Source organism: Streptomyces sp. NPDC096012, from assembly GCF_040426375.1.
Classification (GTDB): Bacteria; Actinomycetota; Actinomycetes; order Streptomycetales; family Streptomycetaceae; genus Streptomyces.
The window spans coordinates 336,217-353,598 of the sequence record NZ_JBEOTD010000003.1; the positions used below are offsets into that span (position 1 = coordinate 336,217).

General features: G+C 71.1%; 15 protein-coding genes. All 15 read right to left on the reverse strand.

Translation table 11 applies throughout. The features are described from left to right. Positions 1-8: 8 nt before the first annotated feature. Positions 9-1,406 (reverse strand): alkaline phosphatase family protein, encoded by a 1,398-nt coding sequence (locus ABVB68_RS05590; protein ID WP_353599722.1) that lies wholly within the window; start codon positions 1,404-1,406, stop codon positions 9-11. Continuing rightward, a complete protein-coding gene (gene eboE / locus ABVB68_RS05595) occupies positions 1,403-2,569 on the reverse strand; it encodes a metabolite traffic protein EboE (RefSeq protein ID WP_353599723.1) in 1,167 nt (388 codons plus the stop codon). The genes ABVB68_RS05590 and eboE overlap by 4 nt, the downstream gene beginning before the upstream one ends. Before the next feature lie 3 nt (positions 2,570-2,572). Then, complete coding sequence (locus tag ABVB68_RS05600; RefSeq protein ID WP_353599724.1) at positions 2,573-3,439, reverse strand: TatD family hydrolase; 867 nt, start codon at positions 3,437-3,439, stop codon at positions 2,573-2,575. Further along, a complete protein-coding gene (locus ABVB68_RS05605; protein WP_353599725.1) occupies positions 3,439-4,131 on the reverse strand; it encodes an EboA domain-containing protein in 693 nt (230 codons plus the stop codon). The genes ABVB68_RS05600 and ABVB68_RS05605 overlap by 1 nt, the downstream gene beginning before the upstream one ends. Then, positions 4,128-5,027 (reverse strand): sugar phosphate isomerase/epimerase family protein, encoded by a 900-nt coding sequence (locus ABVB68_RS05610; protein ID WP_353599726.1) that lies wholly within the window; start codon positions 5,025-5,027, stop codon positions 4,128-4,130. Before ABVB68_RS05610 ends, ABVB68_RS05605 begins: the two co-directional genes overlap by 4 nt. Continuing rightward, the gene (locus tag ABVB68_RS05615) at positions 5,024-5,941 is read right to left on the reverse strand and encodes an SCO3242 family prenyltransferase (protein ID WP_353599727.1); all 918 of its coding nucleotides are present in this window, start codon (positions 5,939-5,941) and stop codon (positions 5,024-5,026) included. Before ABVB68_RS05615 ends, ABVB68_RS05610 begins: the two co-directional genes overlap by 4 nt. A gap of 95 nt (positions 5,942-6,036) precedes the next feature. After that, entirely contained in the window at positions 6,037-7,203 is a 1,167-nt protein-coding gene (locus tag ABVB68_RS05620) for an inositol-3-phosphate synthase (protein ID WP_353599728.1), read from the reverse strand. Positions 7,204-7,277: 74 nt separating this feature from the next. After that, a complete protein-coding gene (locus ABVB68_RS05625; protein WP_353599729.1) occupies positions 7,278-7,952 on the reverse strand; it encodes a hypothetical protein in 675 nt (224 codons plus the stop codon). 142 nt (positions 7,953-8,094) lie between these two features. Continuing rightward, a complete protein-coding gene (locus tag ABVB68_RS05630; RefSeq protein WP_353599730.1) occupies positions 8,095-8,895 on the reverse strand; it encodes a ThuA domain-containing protein in 801 nt (266 codons plus the stop codon). A gap of 46 nt (positions 8,896-8,941) precedes the next feature. Then, positions 8,942-10,006 carry a substrate-binding domain-containing protein gene (locus ABVB68_RS05635; RefSeq protein ID WP_353599732.1) on the reverse strand — a complete coding sequence of 355 codons (1,065 nt, stop codon included), beginning with the start codon at positions 10,004-10,006 and terminating at the stop codon, positions 8,942-8,944. Between the two features lie 135 nt (positions 10,007-10,141). Next, positions 10,142-11,203: an ABC transporter permease gene (locus tag ABVB68_RS05640; RefSeq protein WP_353599733.1), complete on the reverse strand. Its 1,062-nt coding sequence runs from the start codon at positions 11,201-11,203 to the stop codon at positions 10,142-10,144. Continuing rightward, a complete protein-coding gene (locus tag ABVB68_RS05645) occupies positions 11,200-12,711 on the reverse strand; it encodes a sugar ABC transporter ATP-binding protein (RefSeq protein WP_353599734.1) in 1,512 nt (503 codons plus the stop codon). The genes ABVB68_RS05640 and ABVB68_RS05645 overlap by 4 nt, the downstream gene beginning before the upstream one ends. A gap of 738 nt (positions 12,712-13,449) precedes the next feature. Beyond that, the gene (locus ABVB68_RS05650; protein ID WP_353599735.1) at positions 13,450-14,706 is read right to left on the reverse strand and encodes a Gfo/Idh/MocA family protein; all 1,257 of its coding nucleotides are present in this window, start codon (positions 14,704-14,706) and stop codon (positions 13,450-13,452) included. 91 nt (positions 14,707-14,797) lie between these two features. Further along, positions 14,798-15,979 (reverse strand): ROK family protein, encoded by a 1,182-nt coding sequence (locus ABVB68_RS05655; protein ID WP_353599736.1) that lies wholly within the window; start codon positions 15,977-15,979, stop codon positions 14,798-14,800. 417 nt (positions 15,980-16,396) lie between these two features. Continuing rightward, positions 16,397-17,382 (reverse strand): OmpL47-type beta-barrel domain-containing protein (locus ABVB68_RS05660; RefSeq protein WP_503006017.1); only part of this gene is annotated, 986 nt, incomplete at its 5' end.

The following is a 17,382-nucleotide window of genomic DNA, read 5'->3' on the forward strand; positions in this document are numbered from 1 at the left end:
TTCGGCGGTCAGGGGGTCGGGGCGGCGCTGGGCGGGATCTCGGCCAGGCGCAGCAGCAGGTCCTTGACCTCGGTCACGTCGTAGTGGTCGCGCGCCTCGCCGGGGCGGGAGCACAGCAGTACGGGACCGTCGTCGGGGTGGTCGGGCAGGCGGCCGTGGCTGCCGCGTACCGGGGACGGGTCGAGGGGGACGACGTTCATGAGGTAGCGCATGCCGAGCTTCTTTCGGGCGAGCGCGGCGGCGGCGCGCAGTTTGACCCTGGGGTCCTTCGGGTCCATGAACAGTTCGGCCGGGTCGTAGCCGGGCTTACGGTGGATCTCGACCAGACGGGCGAAGTCCGGGGCGCGGTCGTCGTCGAGCCAGTAGTAGTACGTGAACCAGGAGTCGGGCTCGGCTACGGCGACCAGGTCCCCGGCGCGCGGGTGGTCGATGCCGTACGCCTTCTTGCCGGCCTCGGTGAGCACCTCGGCCACGCCGTCGGTGCCGGCCAGCAGCTCGCGGACGTGATCGGTGTCGGCTGGGTCGGCGACGTAGACATGGGCGACCTGGTGGTCGGCCACGGCGAAGGCGGCCGACGTCCAGGGGGCGAGGTATTCCATGCCGTCCTGGGTGTGGACGTGCAACAACCCGGCCCGGCGCAGAACGCGGTTGACGTCCACCGCCTTGGTGACGTTGGTGATGCCGTACTCGGAGAGGGCGACCACGGTGATCGAGCGCGCGGCGGCGTCGTCGAGCAGTGGGGCGAGGACCCGGTCGACCTCGGCCGCCGCCGCGGCGGCGCGAGGATCGTCGGGCCCGTACCGCTGCAGGTCGTAGTCGAGGTGGGGGACGTAGACGAGGGTGAGGTCGGGGGCGTGGGTGGCGACGATGTGCCGGGCGGCGTCGACGATCCATCGAGAGGAGGTGATGGAGGCGGTCGGCCCCCAGTAGGTGAACAGGGGGAAAGTGCCGAGTTTGGCGGTGAGTTCGTCGTGCAGCTGCGGTGGGTGGGTGTAGCAGTCGGGCTCCTTGCGGCCATCGGAGTAGTAGATGGGCCGCGGGGTGACGGTGAGGTCGACGTCGGCGCCCATTGCGTACCACCAGCAGATGTTGGCGACGCGGTAGCCGGGATGGGAGCGCCGGGCCGCGTCCCACAGCTTGTCCCCGCCGACGAGGGCGTTGTGCTGCCGCCACAGCAGCACCTCGCCGAGCTCGCGGAAGTACCAGCCGTTGCCGACGATGCCGTGGCCGGTGGCGGGCTGCCCGGTGAGCAGTGTGGACTGCACGGTGCAGGTGACGGCGGGGAACGCGGTGTCGAGGCGTGAGGTGAAGCCCGCCTCCCCCAGGGCGCGCAGGCGGGGCATGTGGGCGAGCAGCCGGGGGGTGAGGCCCACCACGTCGAGGACGAGCAGGGGGGCAGGGCTCACGGGGTGACCTCCTTGAGGCCGAGCGAGATCAGGTGGTCACGGGTGAAGGCGAGTTCGGCGGCGATGCCGTCGGCGAGGGCCCCGGGGCCCTGCGGTCGGCGGTCCTCAGGGAGGACCCCCCACGTGTAGGTCTCGGCCTCCACGTGAGCGGTGCGGGCGGTGTCCCCGCCGAGCAGGGCGGCGAGGATTGCCTCCAGTTCGGGACGCGTCGTGGTCAACGGGGGCTCCGGGGCGGCGTGCAGAGGAACGTGGAAGTGGACGCGCCAGGGATCGCGGCCCGGCAGCCCGCCGGCCAGGGCGGCGTCCAGGTCGTCCACGGCCCGGAGCGGGGTGCCTTGCTCCCGGACCTGGTGCAGGAAGCGCGGCTCGGTGAAGGCGGCCAGAGCCGCTCGCGTTGCCGGATCGGACGGGTCGTCGGCCTGCAGGGCGCAGGACGCCTGGGTCTTGACGACCTGGAGTCCGGCCCTGTCCAGGCGGCCGAGTGCGGCGGTCGGCTCCTCGAAGCCGACCGCCAGATGGCAGGCGTCCAGGCAGATACCGATGCGGTCGGTGTCCACGTCGGCGAGGTGCCGAGCGGCCTCGGCGGAGGTCTCGACGACGCAGCCCGGCTCGGGTTCCAGACCGACCTGGATCGTCCGGCCCGTGTCACCGGCGAGGGCGGCCAAGCCGCCGGCCAGCGTGTCGAGCGAACGGGCGGCCTCACCCGCCTGCTGAGCCGTCCACGGGGTCCGCCAGCCCAGCGGCACGGTGGAGACGCTGCCGTGCGCGGCGTCGTCGGGCAGCAGTGCCGCGAGCACGCGGGCGAGGTCGAGGGTGTAGTGCAACCGGTCGGGTGTGGTCCAGTCCGGCCGGTAGACGGCGTGCTTGACGACAGGGTCGTGGAAACCGCGGTAGGGGAAGCCGTTGAGGGTGACGACCTCCAGACCACGAGCGGTCAGCTCCCGGCGGAGGCTGCCCACCGCGCCGTCGTCCGCGGCGAGGGCCGCCGCGGCGTCGCGGGCCAGCCACAGACCGAGGCCGAGCACCGGCACATCCAGCCGCTCGCGTACCGGCTCGGCGTGCCGGGCCAGTTGGGCGAGTACGCCGTCGAGGTCCTCGGCGGGGTGCACGTTGGTGCAGTACGCGAGGTGGACGACGGTGCCGTCGGGGTGGAGCAGACGCACCGGCTACACCTCCGCCCGGACGCCGCGCAGCACGGAGTTGCCCTCGTAGGTGGCGTCGGCACCGGGCGCGTCCGAGCCGTCCAGCTCCAGCTTGCCGCTCTGGCCGTAGAAGGCGACGGGGTTGCGCCACAGGAGCGTGTCCACGTCGTCCGGAGCAAAGCCCGCGGCGAGCATGGCGTCGCCCGTCAGCCGGGTCTTCAGGGGGTCGCTCCTCCCCCAGTCCGCGGCCGAGTTCACGAGGATCCGCTCGGTGCCGAACTCGCGCAGCACGGCGACCATGCGACGCTCGTCCATCTTGGTGTCGGGATAGATGGAGAATCCCATCCAGCACCCCGAGTCGACGACCTGACGTACCGTCACTTCGTTGAGGTGGTCGACGACGACCCGCTCCGGGGCGATCCCGGATTCCTTCACCACGGCGAGGGTGCGCTCCACGCCCGCGGCCTTGTCGCGGTGCGGCGTGTGTACCAGCGCCGGCAGGTCGTGGGTGACCGCGAGCTGCAGTTGGGCGGCGAACGCCTCGTCCTCCTCGGGCGTCATCGAGTCGTAGCCGATCTCGCCGACGGCGACCACGCCGTCCTTGGGCAGGTAACGCGGCAGGTGCTGCAGTACCTCAGCACAGCGCGGGTCGTTGGCCTCCTTGGGGTTGAGGGCGATGGTGCAGTGGTGGCGGATGCCGAACTGGGCGGCGCGGAACGGCTCCCAGCCGATGAGGGAGTCGAAGTAGTCCAGGAAGCTGCCCACGGAGGTGCGCGGCTGACCGAGCCAGAACGCGGGCTCCACCAGGGCGCGTACGCCGGCCGCGTGCATCGCCTCGTAGTCGTCGGTGGTGCGCGAGGTCATGTGGATGTGCGGGTCGAAGATACGCATCACGCCTCCCGGTTGCCGGTGTGGTGGGTGGTTGCGGTGGGGATGTCCGCGAGGTCCCAGTGGCCGGGTACCGGTACGTCCGGGTATCGCGCGAGGATCGGCCGGATGTCGGCGGGCACCTCGCGTGCCGCGGCGGACCGCTCGTGGGCGAACGCCGCCATCATGCGGGCCAGTTGGACGTCCGCCCGGCCGGGCAGGCCCGGCAACGCGGTCAGCGGGATGCCGGTGAAGACGCACTTGAGTACGCCCTGACGGTAGGTTTCCGCGTCCAGGTGGTCGGTCGCGTAGTCGCCGAGGGCTGCAGCGATCAGCCGTGTGTCGTTGGTGCGCAGGGCGTCGCGCACCAGAGGCAGCGCGCCGTCGCCGACGGGCAGCAGCGGCAGGGCGCGCAGCACGGCGCGCCGTTCGGCCGCGTCACCGGTCCGGTAGAGCGCCCCGATCTCCTCCAGCAACGGGCTGCCGGTCAACGGCATCGCCGCCAGCAGGAGGCAGCGGGCCGCGTCGTCCACCGTCCAGCCGTACGGGTCGCCGGGGTCCAGCCGAACACGTCCGCATCGGCGTCCGGCCAGCGGGAACAGACCGCGTACGACTGCGGGGTCGGCGGCCGCCGAGGCGCACGCACCGGCGAGCCACCTCCAGCCCTTCTCGGTCATCCGGTCGGTCAAGGCGGTTCTGAGGTCGTCAGGTGTCATGCCATCTCCTCCTCGCGACGGACCGCGGGGTCGCACGACCGCAGGAAGTCCAGGGAACGGCGGGCCACTCCCGGGGCGTCGTGGCTGTGCCGGGGCAGCTCGACGGCGACCAGCCCGCGGTAGCCGACCTCGTCGAGGGCGCTGAGCACGGGCGGGAAGTCGATCTCGCCGCCGCCGAACTCCAGGTGCTCGTGCGTGCCCCGGCGCATGTCGTCGATCTGCACGTTCACCAGCCGGCTCCCCGCCCGGCGCACGCACTCGGGCACCGGGTACGGCTCCAGGCAGCGGCAGTGGCCGATGTCAAGGGTCAGGCCGAACGGGGCCGGGTCGCCGAGCTCCGCGGCCAGCCTGGTGTACTCGTCGACGCTCTGCACAAGCATCCCCGGTTCGGGTTCAAAGCCCAGGAGGACGCCCGCCTCCTCCGCGGCCTCGACGACCTCGGCGCATCCGGCGACCAGCCGGTCCCAGGCCGTCGCCGGGTCGAGCTCCGCGGGCCGGACGCCGGCCCAGAAGGAGACGGCCTGCGCGCCGAGGTCGGCGCCGACGGCCACCGCCCGGCGCAGGAAGTCCACCCTGCGTTCGCGTCCTTCGGTGGCGATCAGGGTGGGCTCGTGCTTGTGCCAGGGGTCGAGCAGGTAGCGCGCTCCGGTCTCGATCACCACGCTGAGCCCGAGACCGTCCAGCCGCCGGGCGAGGGCCGTCGTCCGCGCGGCAAGGCCGGGCGCGAAGGGATCGAGGTGGTGGTGGTCGAGGGTGAGAGCCACTCCGTCGTAGCCGAGTTCGGCGATGACGGTGAGCGCGTCCTCCAGTCGGTGGTTGGAGAAGCCGTTCGTGCCGAACCCGTAGCGCAGGACGGGCTCGGCGGACGTGTGGTCGCCGAGGCGGGATTCGGTCACGTCGGGGACACCCGCCTTGAGAGGGCTCGGGCCAGCGGAAAGGCCGCGGCGAGCGGAAGTGCGGAGCGCACCGCGCCCGTGCCTGCGGTGAGCGCGGCCTGAAGCGGGATCAGGCCGAGGATCCCCGCGCCGACGGCCCTGCGGACCTTTTCCGGCGAAGGATCGGCGACGGCGTGCGCCTGAGCGCGGCCGGTCGTTGCGGCGTAGACGGCGAGGCCGCCCGCAAGGGCCAGGTCGTGCCGACGGCCCGTGCCCTGCCGGGCCGGGCGGCCGCGGAGCGCCGTTGCGGCTGCGACGGCGCCGGTGACGGCGAGCGTCACCCGGGGCAGCCATGGTTCCGCGCCCGTGACCTCGGCGCGGCTGAGCGCGGTGACGGCGAGGGTGTGCCCGGCGACGGTCGCGGCCGCCGGGAGGGCGGGCCGCAGCCGGCCCACGCGGGCACCGAGCAGGACGTCGAGTCCTCTGGCGGCCGCCATCACCGCAGGGCCCACCGGACGGGATTTGGCCCACAGGTCGTACCCCCAGACGGTCGCCGCGAGGGGCACGGCGACCGTCAGCGCGCGACGGCCTTCAGCGACCGTGGCCAAGCCGAGGGCGACCGCGGTCAGGGCTGCGGCGGTGCCCAGGGCGACGGGTGCGGCCACCCGGCCGGAGGGGATCGGCCGCTCGGGGCGTTCCACTGCGTCAAGATCGCGGTCGGCCCAGTCGTTGAGCGCCATTCCGGCCCAGTACAGGCAGACCGAGGAGGCGGCCAGACCGGCCACGGCCATGTCGGGACGACGGCCCGCAGCCGCCGCTCCGGCCAGGACGTCCCCCGGCACGGTGAACGCGGCCGGGGCGCGCACCAGTTCGGCCAGGGCTCGCAGGCGCCGGCCCGGCGATGGCGTTGCCGCCGGAGCGGACGCGGAGGCCACGGATCCGGGACGTGGTGCCCCGGCCGGGCCGGAGCGCGACCCCGCGTCTCCGCCTGCTCGCCGGCCGGGGCCGGGCCGGAGCGCGGACGGGCGGATCACCGCCGCTCCCCGAGCCCGGCGGCGAAGGTCCGCAGTATCTCGTACTGGGCCATCACGGCGTGCTCATCGGTGCCGACGGGGTCCTTGAAGAAGAAGGCCAGCTCACCGAGGGGACCGGAGATCCCCCGCTCATGGGCCCGGCCCGCCAGCCGGGCGAGATCGAGTACCAGGGGTGCGGCCAGTGCCGAGTCGCAACCGGCCCAGGTGAACTGCAGATTCATCCGCACGCCCAGGAACCCCTCGAACGTCACGTGGTCCCAGGCGGTCTTCCAGTCGCCGAGGGAGGGCACGTTGTCGATGTGGACCTCGCCCTCGACCGGGTGTCCCAGGGTTTCCGTGAGCACCCGCTGCTTGGAGGCCGCCTTGCTGGCCATCGCGGCCGGATCGGCGAGCGTCTCGCCGTCGCCGCCGCCGAGCAGGTTGGTGCCGGACCACGTCCGTACCCGCAGGCCCCGGGCGGCGAACATCGGCCCGAGGGTCGCTTTGAGCAGGGTCTCCCCGGTCTTGCCGTCGCTTCCGGCGTACGGCAGGCCGGCCTCCTCGACCAGTTCCCGAAGTGCCGGGATCCGCATGCCGGTGGACGGCGTGAAGTCGACGTGGGCGCACCCGGCCGTGATCGCGGCCAGGGCGTACTGGGAGCTGGGCGGCAGCACGTTCTCGCCGGCGGCGAGCGCGGCACGCAGGGCCCCCGCCGAGGTGTGCGCCGGGTGCGCCGGGAGGACCGGTTCGGTCGAGGACACGTTGACGACGACCACCCGTGCGAGGCCGTGCCGCTCGCGGAAGGCGTCGATGTCGGCCCGTATCGCCTCGACGGCGTCCAGCTGGCTCATGGCCGCGTCCGGGAGAGGGGCCGGGCGTATCTCGGCGTCGGCGGCGGCCAGGTCGTCGTGGACGAGTGCGGGCAGCCCGTGGGGCAGCACGCCGGCCGCGACCAACTGTTCGGCCCGCTTCGGCAGCGGCGTGCAGGCCACGTCGTGCCCCCCGAAGACCAGGTCGGACACGGCGGGCAGGCCGGCGTCGGGGAACCCCGGCTGCTCGGTGACGCACCCGGTCGGCTCGGCCAGCCCCGCCCGTAGAGCGGCCGTGCCGGCGATGACGGTGGTGGCCACCGATCCGCGCGCCCCCGCCAGCCATATGCCTGTGCGGCTGTGTTGATCTGACATGTCGTCACCTCCGTCGGCCGGGCGCGGTCGCGCCCGGTCGCCTCGTTCCTCGCTGTCGATGTCGCCGTGCCCCGTCACCTGCCTCCGCTCCCCTCCGGCTGGTCGTCCGGGGCCAGGGCCTGGCCGTCGGGGGTCACCTGCAGGAAAACGTGCTGGTGACCCAACCCGGCGTCGATGTCGATCGCGTCGAGTTCGGTGGCCCCGATCGACCAGACGTCGATGCCCTGGTCCCGCTGCGAGGCCGCCGCGGCGGTGAGCCGCTTCGCCAGGGAGTCAGGCGCCCCGAGGGCCAGCCGGTAGGAGTCCACGGCGCTGTCGAGCGCGCGTACGGCTGCGGCGAAGTCGGAACGGGCGACGTTGTAGTCGGTGTCGCCGGACGGGGGGTGGGCGAGGGCCGCGACGGCTGTGGAGGTCACCGCCTTCCACCGGCCGGCCTTCGCGGCCCCCGCTGGCTGGGGAGCGCGGCCTTCGTGCGGCATGGCCGCCTCCATCTGCCGGAGCACCGGAGCCAGCCGGGTGGCGAGACGTCGCGCCTGTGCGGTGAGCGCCTTGACCTGCTGGGTGTTGCGGGCGGCGTCCTGTGCGCGGATATGGTCGGCGAGCTGCCGGGTCGGGTCGGTGGAGGCCGTACGCCCCGCCGTCACCAGGACTGCCACCAGGCCTGCCAGGAGGACGAGCCCGAGGACGGCGCCGGCGCCGGCGAGCATCCCGCGGCGGAAGGAACCGTGGGCGGCTGCGTCCGGGTTCACCGGTGCCATGAGGCGGCACGCGGTCGTTGACGACGGCAAGGTGGGTCCTTTCGCTGTGCTGTGCCGACGGTCGGGCGGGCGGGAACCGCGTGTGCCCGGCGCGCCCGCTCGGACGGCAGGCGCGCCGGAGTCCGTCAGCGCCTCAGTCGGTGCTTTCCGGGTCGCAGTTGAACTTCGCCGCACCGGCCGTCATCTTGATGCCGCCGAGGATGTGCGACAGGTACCGCGGCTCGGTGTAGCTCTCCGAGGTGTGGCCCATGCCGGTGTAGAAGGAGCGGCCGCCGTCGTAGGGGTGGCACCAGGAGATGGGGTGGTCCGCGCCCATCGAGCCGCCGGAGTAGCCGACCGGGTTGTACGTGCTCTCGTCCAAGGTGGCCAGGACGCGCACGTCGGAGCGGGGGTTCGAGCGGTAGTTGTACCACTCGTCGGTGCGGGTCCAGCGGTTCGGCAGGTTCCTGGTGGCCGCGGTGCCCTGGCCCGCGACGTCCACCGTCGCCTGCTGGATCGCCGGGTGGTCCCTGAAGTACGCGCCGACCAGGCCGCCGTACCAGGCCCAGGTGTATCCGGAGTCGGCGGCGGCGTGGATGCCGACGAAGCCGCCGCCGTGCTCGATGTAGCGCTGGAAGGCGTCCTTCTCGGACTGCTGGTCCAACGGGTCGCCCGTGGTGGAGAGGAAGACGACCGACTGGTACTTGGCCAGGTTGGCGTCGTTGAACTGGGTGGCGTCCTCGGTCGCGTCGACCGCGAAGCCGTTGTCCTGGCCGAGCTTTTCGATCGCCGCGATCCCGTCGGGAATGGAGGCGTGCCGGTAGCCGGTGGTCTTGGAGAACACCAGCACCCTGAACGCCGGTTCTGCGGCGTGTGCGGTGGTGGCGCTCGTGGCGGCGAGCGGCAGGGCCAGGGCGGCTGCCGAGAGCAGCGCGACGATACCTCTACGGGACATTGTCAACCTTTCGTGACCTGGTTTCGGGGGGGCGGTGGGTGCCCGGTCAGCTGAAGGCGCCGGGAAGGTACAGGTCGACGTTCTCCTTGGTCACGGTGGCGGAGAACAGGGTCAGCGAGGACGGCAGGTCCTGCCCGACGAGGTCGCTCAGGCCCTTGCGCTGGGCGATGAGCCGGGCGAGCTTGACGGCCGAGGCGGACATGTTCGACGGGTAGACGACCGTGGCCTTCAGCACGGAGCTGTCGGCCTTGATCTCCTGCATGGCGTGCTTGGAGCCGGCGCCGCCGACCATGAAGAACTCGCTTCGGCCCGCCTGCTTGATGGCTGCCTCCACGCCGATGCCCTGGTCGTCGTCGTGGTTCCACACCGCGTCGAGGTGCGAGCGTGCCTGCAGTACGTTGCTCATCACCTGCTGACCCGAGTCCGCGGTGAAGTCGGCGGCCTGCCGGATTCCGACGTGGAAGCCGTACTTGGCCAGGCCCCGCTTGAACCCGGCGCTGCGCTGCTTGGTGAGTTCGAGGTTGTCCATCCCGGCGATCTCGCCGATCACGGGCGAGGAGGCACCCTTGGCCTTGAGGGTCTTGCCGATGTAGAGGCCGGCGTTGAGACCCATGCCGAAGTTGTCGCCGCCGACCCATGTCCGATAGGCCAGGGGTGAGTCGAAGACACGGTCGAGGTTGATCACGGGGATGCCCGCGTCCATCGCCTGTTGGGCCACGGCGGTCAGCGCCTTGCCGTCGAAGGGCAGGATCACGAGCACGTCGACCTTCTTGCCGATCAGCGTCTGGACCTGGCTGATCTGCGCGTTGACGTCGTTGGTGCCCTCGACGGCCTCGACGTGCACGTCCGAGTACTGCTTCGCCTGCGCCATGGCGTTCTTGGTGATGGCCGCCATCCAGCCGTGGTCGGCGGCGGGGGCCGAGAACCCGATCGTCACGTGCTTGCCCGGCTTGTCGTTGTCGGTGCCGGCCTTGGCCGCCGCATTGACGTCGTCCGTGGAGGCGTCGCTCTGGTTGCTGGTGCAGCCGGCGATCAGGGCTCCGCCGCCGAGTACCGCCCCACCGAGGAGGAGCCTTCTGCGGTCCAGTCCGCCCAGTCCGCGCTTGTCCATCTCGCTAGTCCTTCCAGTCACGGGGGTCCTGCATGGGGTCCTGCCTGCCGTGGTCGATGCGGACGTGCCGCGCGGCTGGGGCTGGGGGCGGCGCGGACGGCGACAGCGGGGTTGAGGCCGCCGTCCGCGCCGCTGCTACGGGGTGGCCGTTCTCCGGCCGCGTCGCTGGATCAGCACGGCCGCGACGATGATCAGACCCTTGGCGATCTGCTGGATGTCGGTCGTGAGGTTGTTCAGCACGAAGATGTTGGTGATCGTGGTGAAGACGAGGACGCCCAGGATCGAGCCCACGAGCGAGCCGCGGCCGCCGGTCAGCAGGGTTCCGCCGATGATCACCGCGGCGATCGAGTCCAGTTCGTACAGGTTGCCGAGGTTGCTGGCCCCGGAGGTGGTCCGCGCGGTCAGCATGATCGCGGCGACGCCGCAGCACAGGCCTGACAGGACGTACAGCACCACGGTGTGTCGGCGCACATCGAGACCGGCGAGGCGCGCGGCCTCCTGGTTGCCGCCGATGGCGAACGTCCGGCGGCCAAAGGTGGTGCGGTTGAGCAGGACCCAGCCGGCGAGCACGGCCACCGCCAGGATGTAGACCAACAGCGGAATGCCGAGGAACCGGGTGGCGGCGATGGAGTTCAACGACTCGACCGTCACCACCTGGGACTGCCGGTCGGAGATCCGCTCGGCCAGTCCGCGGGCGCTCGCCATCATGGCGATCGTGGTGATGAACGCCACGATGTTGCCGTAGGCGATGATCAGGCCGTTGACGAGGCCGACGACCGCGCCCACGGCGAGCGCGCAGAAGACCATGCCGCCGAACCCGTAGGACTGGGTGGCCACGGTGGTGCACCACACGGATGCGAGCGCCACGATCGCGCCGACGGACAGGTCGATGCCACCGCCGATGATGATGAAGGTCTGACCGATCGTGATGACCCCGATGACGGCCGCACTGCTGAGGATGACCAGGGCGTTCTGACTGGTCGCGAAGTTGCCGGAGGTCAGCGCACCGATGATGCAGAGCAGGAGGAGGACGACGAACAGGCCGAGGTTGCGCACCCTGCCCATGTGCCCGAGGAAGAAGGATCTGCCACCCTTCCCCGGGGATGTGCCGGTCTGCCGGACGGATCCAGCCGGTGATCCCTGGCCGGTGACGGGCAGCGGACCGCTCCCGCCGGGGGGACTGGTCTGCTGGCTCACGCGGAGCTCCCTTCCATGACGAGGTCGAGCACTTTCGATTCGTCGAGGTCCAGGACGCCGGCCTCACGGACCACCCGCCCTTCGCGCATGACGAGGACACGGTCGGCGAGGCCGAGGACTTCAGGCACCTCGCTGGAGACGAGGAGCACACCGACTCCCGAATCCGCGAGCCGCCGGATGAGCATGTAAAGCTCCGCCCGCGCTCCGACGTCCACGCCGCGGGTGGGCTCGTCCAGCAGCAGCAGCCGGCAGTCGGTGAGCAACCAACGGGCGACGACGGCCTTCTGCTGGTTTCCGCCGGAGAGCGTGCGCACCGGTCGGGTCGCGTCGGGGGGTCGCAGGTCGAGCCTGCGGACCGCTTCCGTCGTGGCGGCCAGCTCGGTGCGGGCGTCGAGGAACCCGGCGCGGGCGAACCGTCGCAGCGAGGACATGGACACGTTGTGGGCGATGGAGGACTGCATGAACAGCGCTTGGCTCTTGCGTTCCTCCGGGGCGAGCCCGAGGCCCGCCCGGACGGCGGCGGTGACGCTGCCGGGCCGTAGGACGGACCCTGCCATGCTGATGCGCCCGGAGGCTGGACGCCGGGCTCCATAGACCGTTTCGAGGATCTCCGAGCGGCCGGAGCCGACCAGGCCCGCCAGCCCGACGATCTCGCCGGCCCGCACGGTGAAGGAGATGTCGTGGAACTCTCCCGGGCGGCTGATCTGTTCGACCTCCAGTAGCACCGGCCGCTCCTCCGGGCCGGGGCTTTCGGGCCTCGGCGGGAAGACGTACTCGACGGTGCGTCCGGTCATCAGCGAGACCAACTCGGAGGTGGGGGTGGTGCGCGCGGGCAGCCCCCGGGCGACCGTGCGGCCGTCCTTGAGGACGGTGACGCGGTCCCCGATCCGGCGGATCTCCTCCATTCGATGGGAGATGTAGACGACCCCCACGCCGGCGGCGGTGAGGTCGCCGATGATGCGGAAGAGGTTGTCCACCTCGTCATGGGCGAGGACGGCGGAGGGCTCGTCCATGATGAGGAGCCGTGCGTCGTGCGAGAGGGCGCGTGCCATGGACACGAGCTGCTTGCCGGCCGCCGACAGTTCACCCACCTCACGCGTGACGGGGATCTCCGGGTGCCCCAGCCTGCGCAGGAGTTGCCGGGCGGCGTCGTGCATCCGCGAGCGCCGGGCGAACCCCAGCCGGGACTGCTCGTGTCCCAGGTAGATGTTCTCCGCCACCGACAGGCCGTCAGCCAGGTCGAGTTCCTGGTAGATGGTGGCGATCCCGTGGCGCATGGCGGCCGTCGGGGTCGGGAGGGTCACCGGTTCGCCCTCCCAGGCGATGTGTCCTTCGTCGGGCTGGTGGGCGCCGGCGAGGACCTTGATGAGTGTCGATTTGCCGGCGCCGTTCTGGCCCAGCAGACAGTGCACTTCTCCGGCGACCACGTCGAGGTCGACACCGTCGAGGGCCCGGACGCCGGGGAACTCCTTGACGACGCCTTGCATCTCGAGCAGCGGGGCACTCATGAGTCTCCCTCTGATGCGGTGTCCGCCGGCCCTCACAGGGCTTGTGGCGGTTCGTCAACTTGTCGCGGTCATTGATGGGTTGGGCCTCGCGAAGGGCCTCGACGAGAAGGCTCGTGAGGGGCCCGACATGTCGTGGACGGCAGCGCTCTGGGGCCCGTCGTGGATCCTTGACGGTTTCCTTCTGGGTGGACTTCGGTGGTCCAGGTCGGGGGGTTTCCCTTTGGCTTAGGGCGTGCGTCCCGGTTTTCCGGAACAGGCCGCCCCTGCCGCGTGGCGAGCTGAGAGGAAGGTAGTTCTCACAGCGTGGTTTGAAAAGGGTCCGCGAACCGTTCGAGGCCTTCGTGGCCAGATGCGGCAACTGGTGTAACACTTTTGCGTAATCGGAATCGACCCACAGTTGGAAGCCGGCGCCTTCGTACCTGTTCGCGGGTATGGCGGGAAGCGGGGCACCCCTCCCCGCCTGCCCGTTGCCCTTGATAACTCGGGGCATGAGGAGATCGCGCGATTGGTGTGCGACTCTCGCGTCGAGGCAGGCAGGTATTCCCGGAGCGCACCGTCGAATATGCCCCGGCTTTTGTCGACACCTGCCTTACCGGCACCTGCCGTACGGCAATTGACCCCGGTGCGTCGCATCCGGTCTCATCGACCAGTGTGATGAAATTCGTTCCATTGAGCGATTCCCGTCAGGAGTTTTCCTGAAATCCTCCTTTCCATCGACGGAGCGGGGACATCGGTCGATCAGGGAGCGACCGCGACGGGGTCGCCGGTGCCGGACGGCAGCGGTGGGCTCCCCTGCGGAACTCCCGTGTGCGTGACGGGCGTCCAGACGCTGCCGTTCGCGGCGCTGTGCTCCACCGCTGCCAACACCCGCTGCACTTGCAGTCCGTCAGCGAAGGAGGGCTCGGGGTCCCGGCCCTCGATGATGGCGTGCATCAGGTCGCGCACCTGGTGCACGAAGGTGTGGTCGTAGCCGAGTCCGTGCCCCGGCGGCCACCACCCCTCGAGATAGGGATGGTCGGGTTCGGTGACCAGGATCCGCCGGAAGCCTGCCGTCGCAGCCGGCTCGGTGTGGTCGTGGAAGTCCAGTTCGTTGAGGCGCTCCAGATCGAAGGCGATGCTGCCGCGGTCGCCATTGATCTCGATGCGCAGGGCGTTCTTCCGGCCGGCGGCGACCCGCGTGGCCTCGAAAGACGCGACGGCGCCTCCGGGAAACCGGCCGGTGAACAGCGCGGCGTCGTCCACCGTCACGGTTCCGCGCGGCGTGACCCCGTCGACGACGGCCGCGAGCCCTGACGATGCCGTAGAAAGCGGCCGTTCGCGGATGAACGTCTCGGTCAGGGCGGAGACTCCCGACAGCGGCTCCCCCACGAGGTACTGGGCGAGGTCGACGATGTGGGCGCCGATGTCGCCCAGCGCGCCGGAACCGGCGTGCTCGCGCTGCAGCCGCCATACCAGCGGGAACTCCGGATCCACGATCCAGTCCTGGAGATACTGTGCCCGTACGTGCCGCAGGGCGCCGAGGCGGCCCCCGGCGATCAGTCGACGGGCGAGGGCGAGCGCCGGTGTGCGTCGATAGCTGAACCCCACCATGGAGCGCACACCGCGACGCGAGGCGGCGGCCGCGGCGGCGGCCATCGCCTCCGCCTCCTCGACCGTGTTGGCGAGCGGTTTCTCGCACAACACGTGCTTACCGGCCTCCAGCGCCGCGATCGCGATCTCGGCGTGACTGGAACCCGGAGTGCAGATGTCCACCAGCTGCACGTCGGCGCGGGCGATCAGGGCCCGCCAGTCGGTCTCGGTCGCGGCCCAGGTCTGACGTCGGGCAGCCTGTTCCAAGGCCGCTTGCTCACGTCCGGCGAGGGCAGCCATGACCGGGCGCAGGGGCAGATCGAAGGCGCAGGCGACGCTACGCCAGGCATGCGAATGCGCGCGGCCCATGAAGGCGTATCCGATCATACCCACCCCGATCGTGGGCGAGCCGTGCTGACTGTCCATGGGCGCTCCTGAGGAATGCTTGTGGGCGCGGGCAACGGACGCGGGAACGCGTCCGTTCGCGGGGAACGGATTCCGGCCGCGCGGGGGCGCGTCAGGCCGGTGAGAAGATGTGGTCGCTGATCAGCCGGGTTGCGCCGACGACGCCGGAGACCTGGCCGAGCTCGCCGAGAACGATCGGCAGGTTGCCGGTCGCCAACGGCAGGGACTGCCGGTAGACCTCGGTGCGGATGCTGGCCAGGAGGGTGTGCCCCAGCCCGGTGAGCCCTCCCCCGATGACCACGAGACCGGGGTTGAAGAAGCTGACCAACCCTGCGATGACCTGGCCGATACGGCCTCCGCCCATGCGGATCAGCTCGAGGGCCGCGGCGTCACCGGCGCCGGCGGCTGCCGACACGTCCTCGGGGGTCAGTCGTCCTGCCGCCTCGAGCCGACCGGCCAACTCCACCGAGCGGCCCGACTCGGCGAGCGCGGTCGCGTCGCGCGCCAGGGCGTTGCCGCTGAAGTACGCCTCCAGACAGCCGATGTTGCCGCAGGCACACGGCGGCCCTTCCGGGTCCACCTGAATGTGCCCGATGTCGCCGGCGCTGCCGGAAACACCCCGGTGGACCTCGCCACGAACCACGATGCCGCAGCCGATGCCGGTCCCGATCTTGACCCACAGGAAGTCACGTACGGATCGGGCGACACCGGCCTGCTGCTCGCCCAGGGCCATCAGGTTCACGTCGTTGTCGACGAGGACAGGGCAGCCGAGTTCCTGGCTCAGCGCCTCGCGGACGGGGAAGCCGTCCCAGCCGGGCATGATCGGCGGTGCGACAGGGACCCCCTCGGGGAACCGGACGGGTCCCGGCACGCCGATCCCGGCGCCGTCGAAGTGCTCCGCCAGCCCGGCCGCGCGCAGCTTGGCGGCCAGGGCGAGTACCCGCTCGAACACGGCCACCGGACCGTCACGCACGTCCAGCGGTTCGGCCAGATGGCCGAGGACCTCCAGCTCCGCGTTGGTGACCGCGACATCCACAGAGGTGGCGCCGATGTCCACGCCGAGGAACCGCAGGGAGGGGGCGATCCGGACGTTGTGCGAGCGGCGACCGCCGCGGGAGGCGGCGAGACCGTCCGGGACGACAAGGCCCGTCTCCAGCAGCCGGTCGATCTCCACCGCGAGCTTGGAGCGCGACAGCTCGACCCGATCGCCCAGGGCGACCCGGGACTGCGGACCGAGGTCGCGCAGCAGGCGGAGCAGCCTGGCCTGATGGACATTGGCCGGTCGAGCCGTCATGCGCCTCACGCTGCCCCTCCCGTCGTCACCGAAGCCGTGCACACGCCCGGCACTTCGGGGCGCGACTTTCAAAAAAACCGTAGCACCGTCCTGCACGATACGAAAGAACTTGTGCAGCGTTCCGATGCACTTTCATCTTGTAGTGGACAAAGCTTGTGTGAAGGCCCGCTCTACGTTGCCCCGAACGAGAGCGAACGGCGATCCGACAGGTGCCGTCGGCCGTGACGGGCCACTGCGTCGGCTCCCGTAGCGGTCGCGACAGCAGGCGGGCCTGATGGGGTGTGGGGCCCAGCCGGTGCCACCCCATCAGGCCACTTGCCGTGCATTGCAGTCGGCCGGGTCGCTTCGGCAGACGCTCGTTCAGGCCCGCCGAGCCCTCACGGATCAGGCGGGGAGGGCCGGATGCCGGCCGTTATCTCACCGCTCCGTGCGCGCGGTGTGGGGCTTGCCGACGTCGGAACGGCCGGCGGCCTGCTTGATCCGGCCCGCCTCACGCTGGTCGATGACGCCCTCACGCCGGAGGGTCGCGACGATCGTCTCGACATGCGTGACGAAGGTGCCGTGGCTGCTCCAGGCCCGGTGGTCCTCGATCAGCTCGTTGATCGTGCAGCCGTTCGTCGTGACGCGGTTCGGGATGCCCGTGTTGACCGTGCCGACGAACACCGTCGAACGGCCGTCCGTCTCAGGACAGTCGGTGGGCGGCTTGCTGTCGACGATGGTCAGGGTCAGTGACTTGGCCGCGGACGTGTTGCCGGCCTTGTCGGTGGCCCGGTACAGGAAGGTGTGGCTCCCCGCTCTGTTCACCGCCACCGGGGCGGAGTACGGCAGGTAGGGGCCGCCGTCCAGGGAGTACTCGGTCGCGGCCACACCCGACTCCGCATCCGAAGCCGTCACCGTCACCGTCGCGCTGCCGACGTAGTCACCGGAGGCGTCCTTCGTCCCCGACACCGAGGCCGACACCTCGGGCGCGGTGGTGTCCTGCGGCGGAGCGGCGACCACCGTGAACGACACGGACTGCTCCGCGGACGTGTTGCCCGCCTTGTCCGTCGCCCGGTACGCCACCGTGTGCTGACCCACACTGCTCACCTGCACCGGCGCGCTGTAATCCTTGTAGGCCCCGCCGTCGAGCGAGTACTCGATCTTGGCCACGCCCGACTCCGCGTCCGAAGCCGACACCGTCACCGTCGCGTCGGAGACGTAGTCACCGGAGGCGTCCTTCGTCCCCGACACCGAGGCCGACACCTCGGGCGCGGTGGTGTCCTGCGGCGCAGCCGCCACCACCGTGAACGACACCGACTTCACCGCCGACGTGTTGCCCGCCTTGTCCGTCGCCCGGTACGCCACCGTGTGCTGACCCACACTGCTCACCTGCACCGGCGCGCTGTAATCCTTGTAGGCCCCGC

Bases quoted from the DNA above. Each gene is read 5' to 3' on its own strand.
- ABVB68_RS05600 (WP_353599724.1), bottom strand. From the start codon at position 3,439: ATGCGTATCTTCGACCCGCACATCCACATGACCTCGCGCACCACCGAC.
- ABVB68_RS05605 (WP_353599725.1), bottom strand. From the start codon at position 4,131: ATGACACCTGACGACCTCAGAACCGCCTTGACCGACCGGATGACCGAG.
- ABVB68_RS05620 (WP_353599728.1), bottom strand. From the start codon at position 7,203: ATGTCAGATCAACACAGCCGCACAGGCATATGGCTGGCGGGGGCGCGC.
- ABVB68_RS05630 (WP_353599730.1), bottom strand. From the start codon at position 8,895: ATGTCCCGTAGAGGTATCGTCGCGCTGCTCTCGGCAGCCGCCCTGGCC.
- ABVB68_RS05635 (WP_353599732.1), bottom strand. From the start codon at position 10,006: ATGGACAAGCGCGGACTGGGCGGACTGGACCGCAGAAGGCTCCTCCTC.
- ABVB68_RS05645 (WP_353599734.1), bottom strand. From the start codon at position 12,711: ATGAGTGCCCCGCTGCTCGAGATGCAAGGCGTCGTCAAGGAGTTCCCC.
- ABVB68_RS05650 (WP_353599735.1), bottom strand. From the start codon at position 14,706: ATGGACAGTCAGCACGGCTCGCCCACGATCGGGGTGGGTATGATCGGA.
- ABVB68_RS05655 (WP_353599736.1), bottom strand. From the start codon at position 15,979: ATGACGGCTCGACCGGCCAATGTCCATCAGGCCAGGCTGCTCCGCCTG.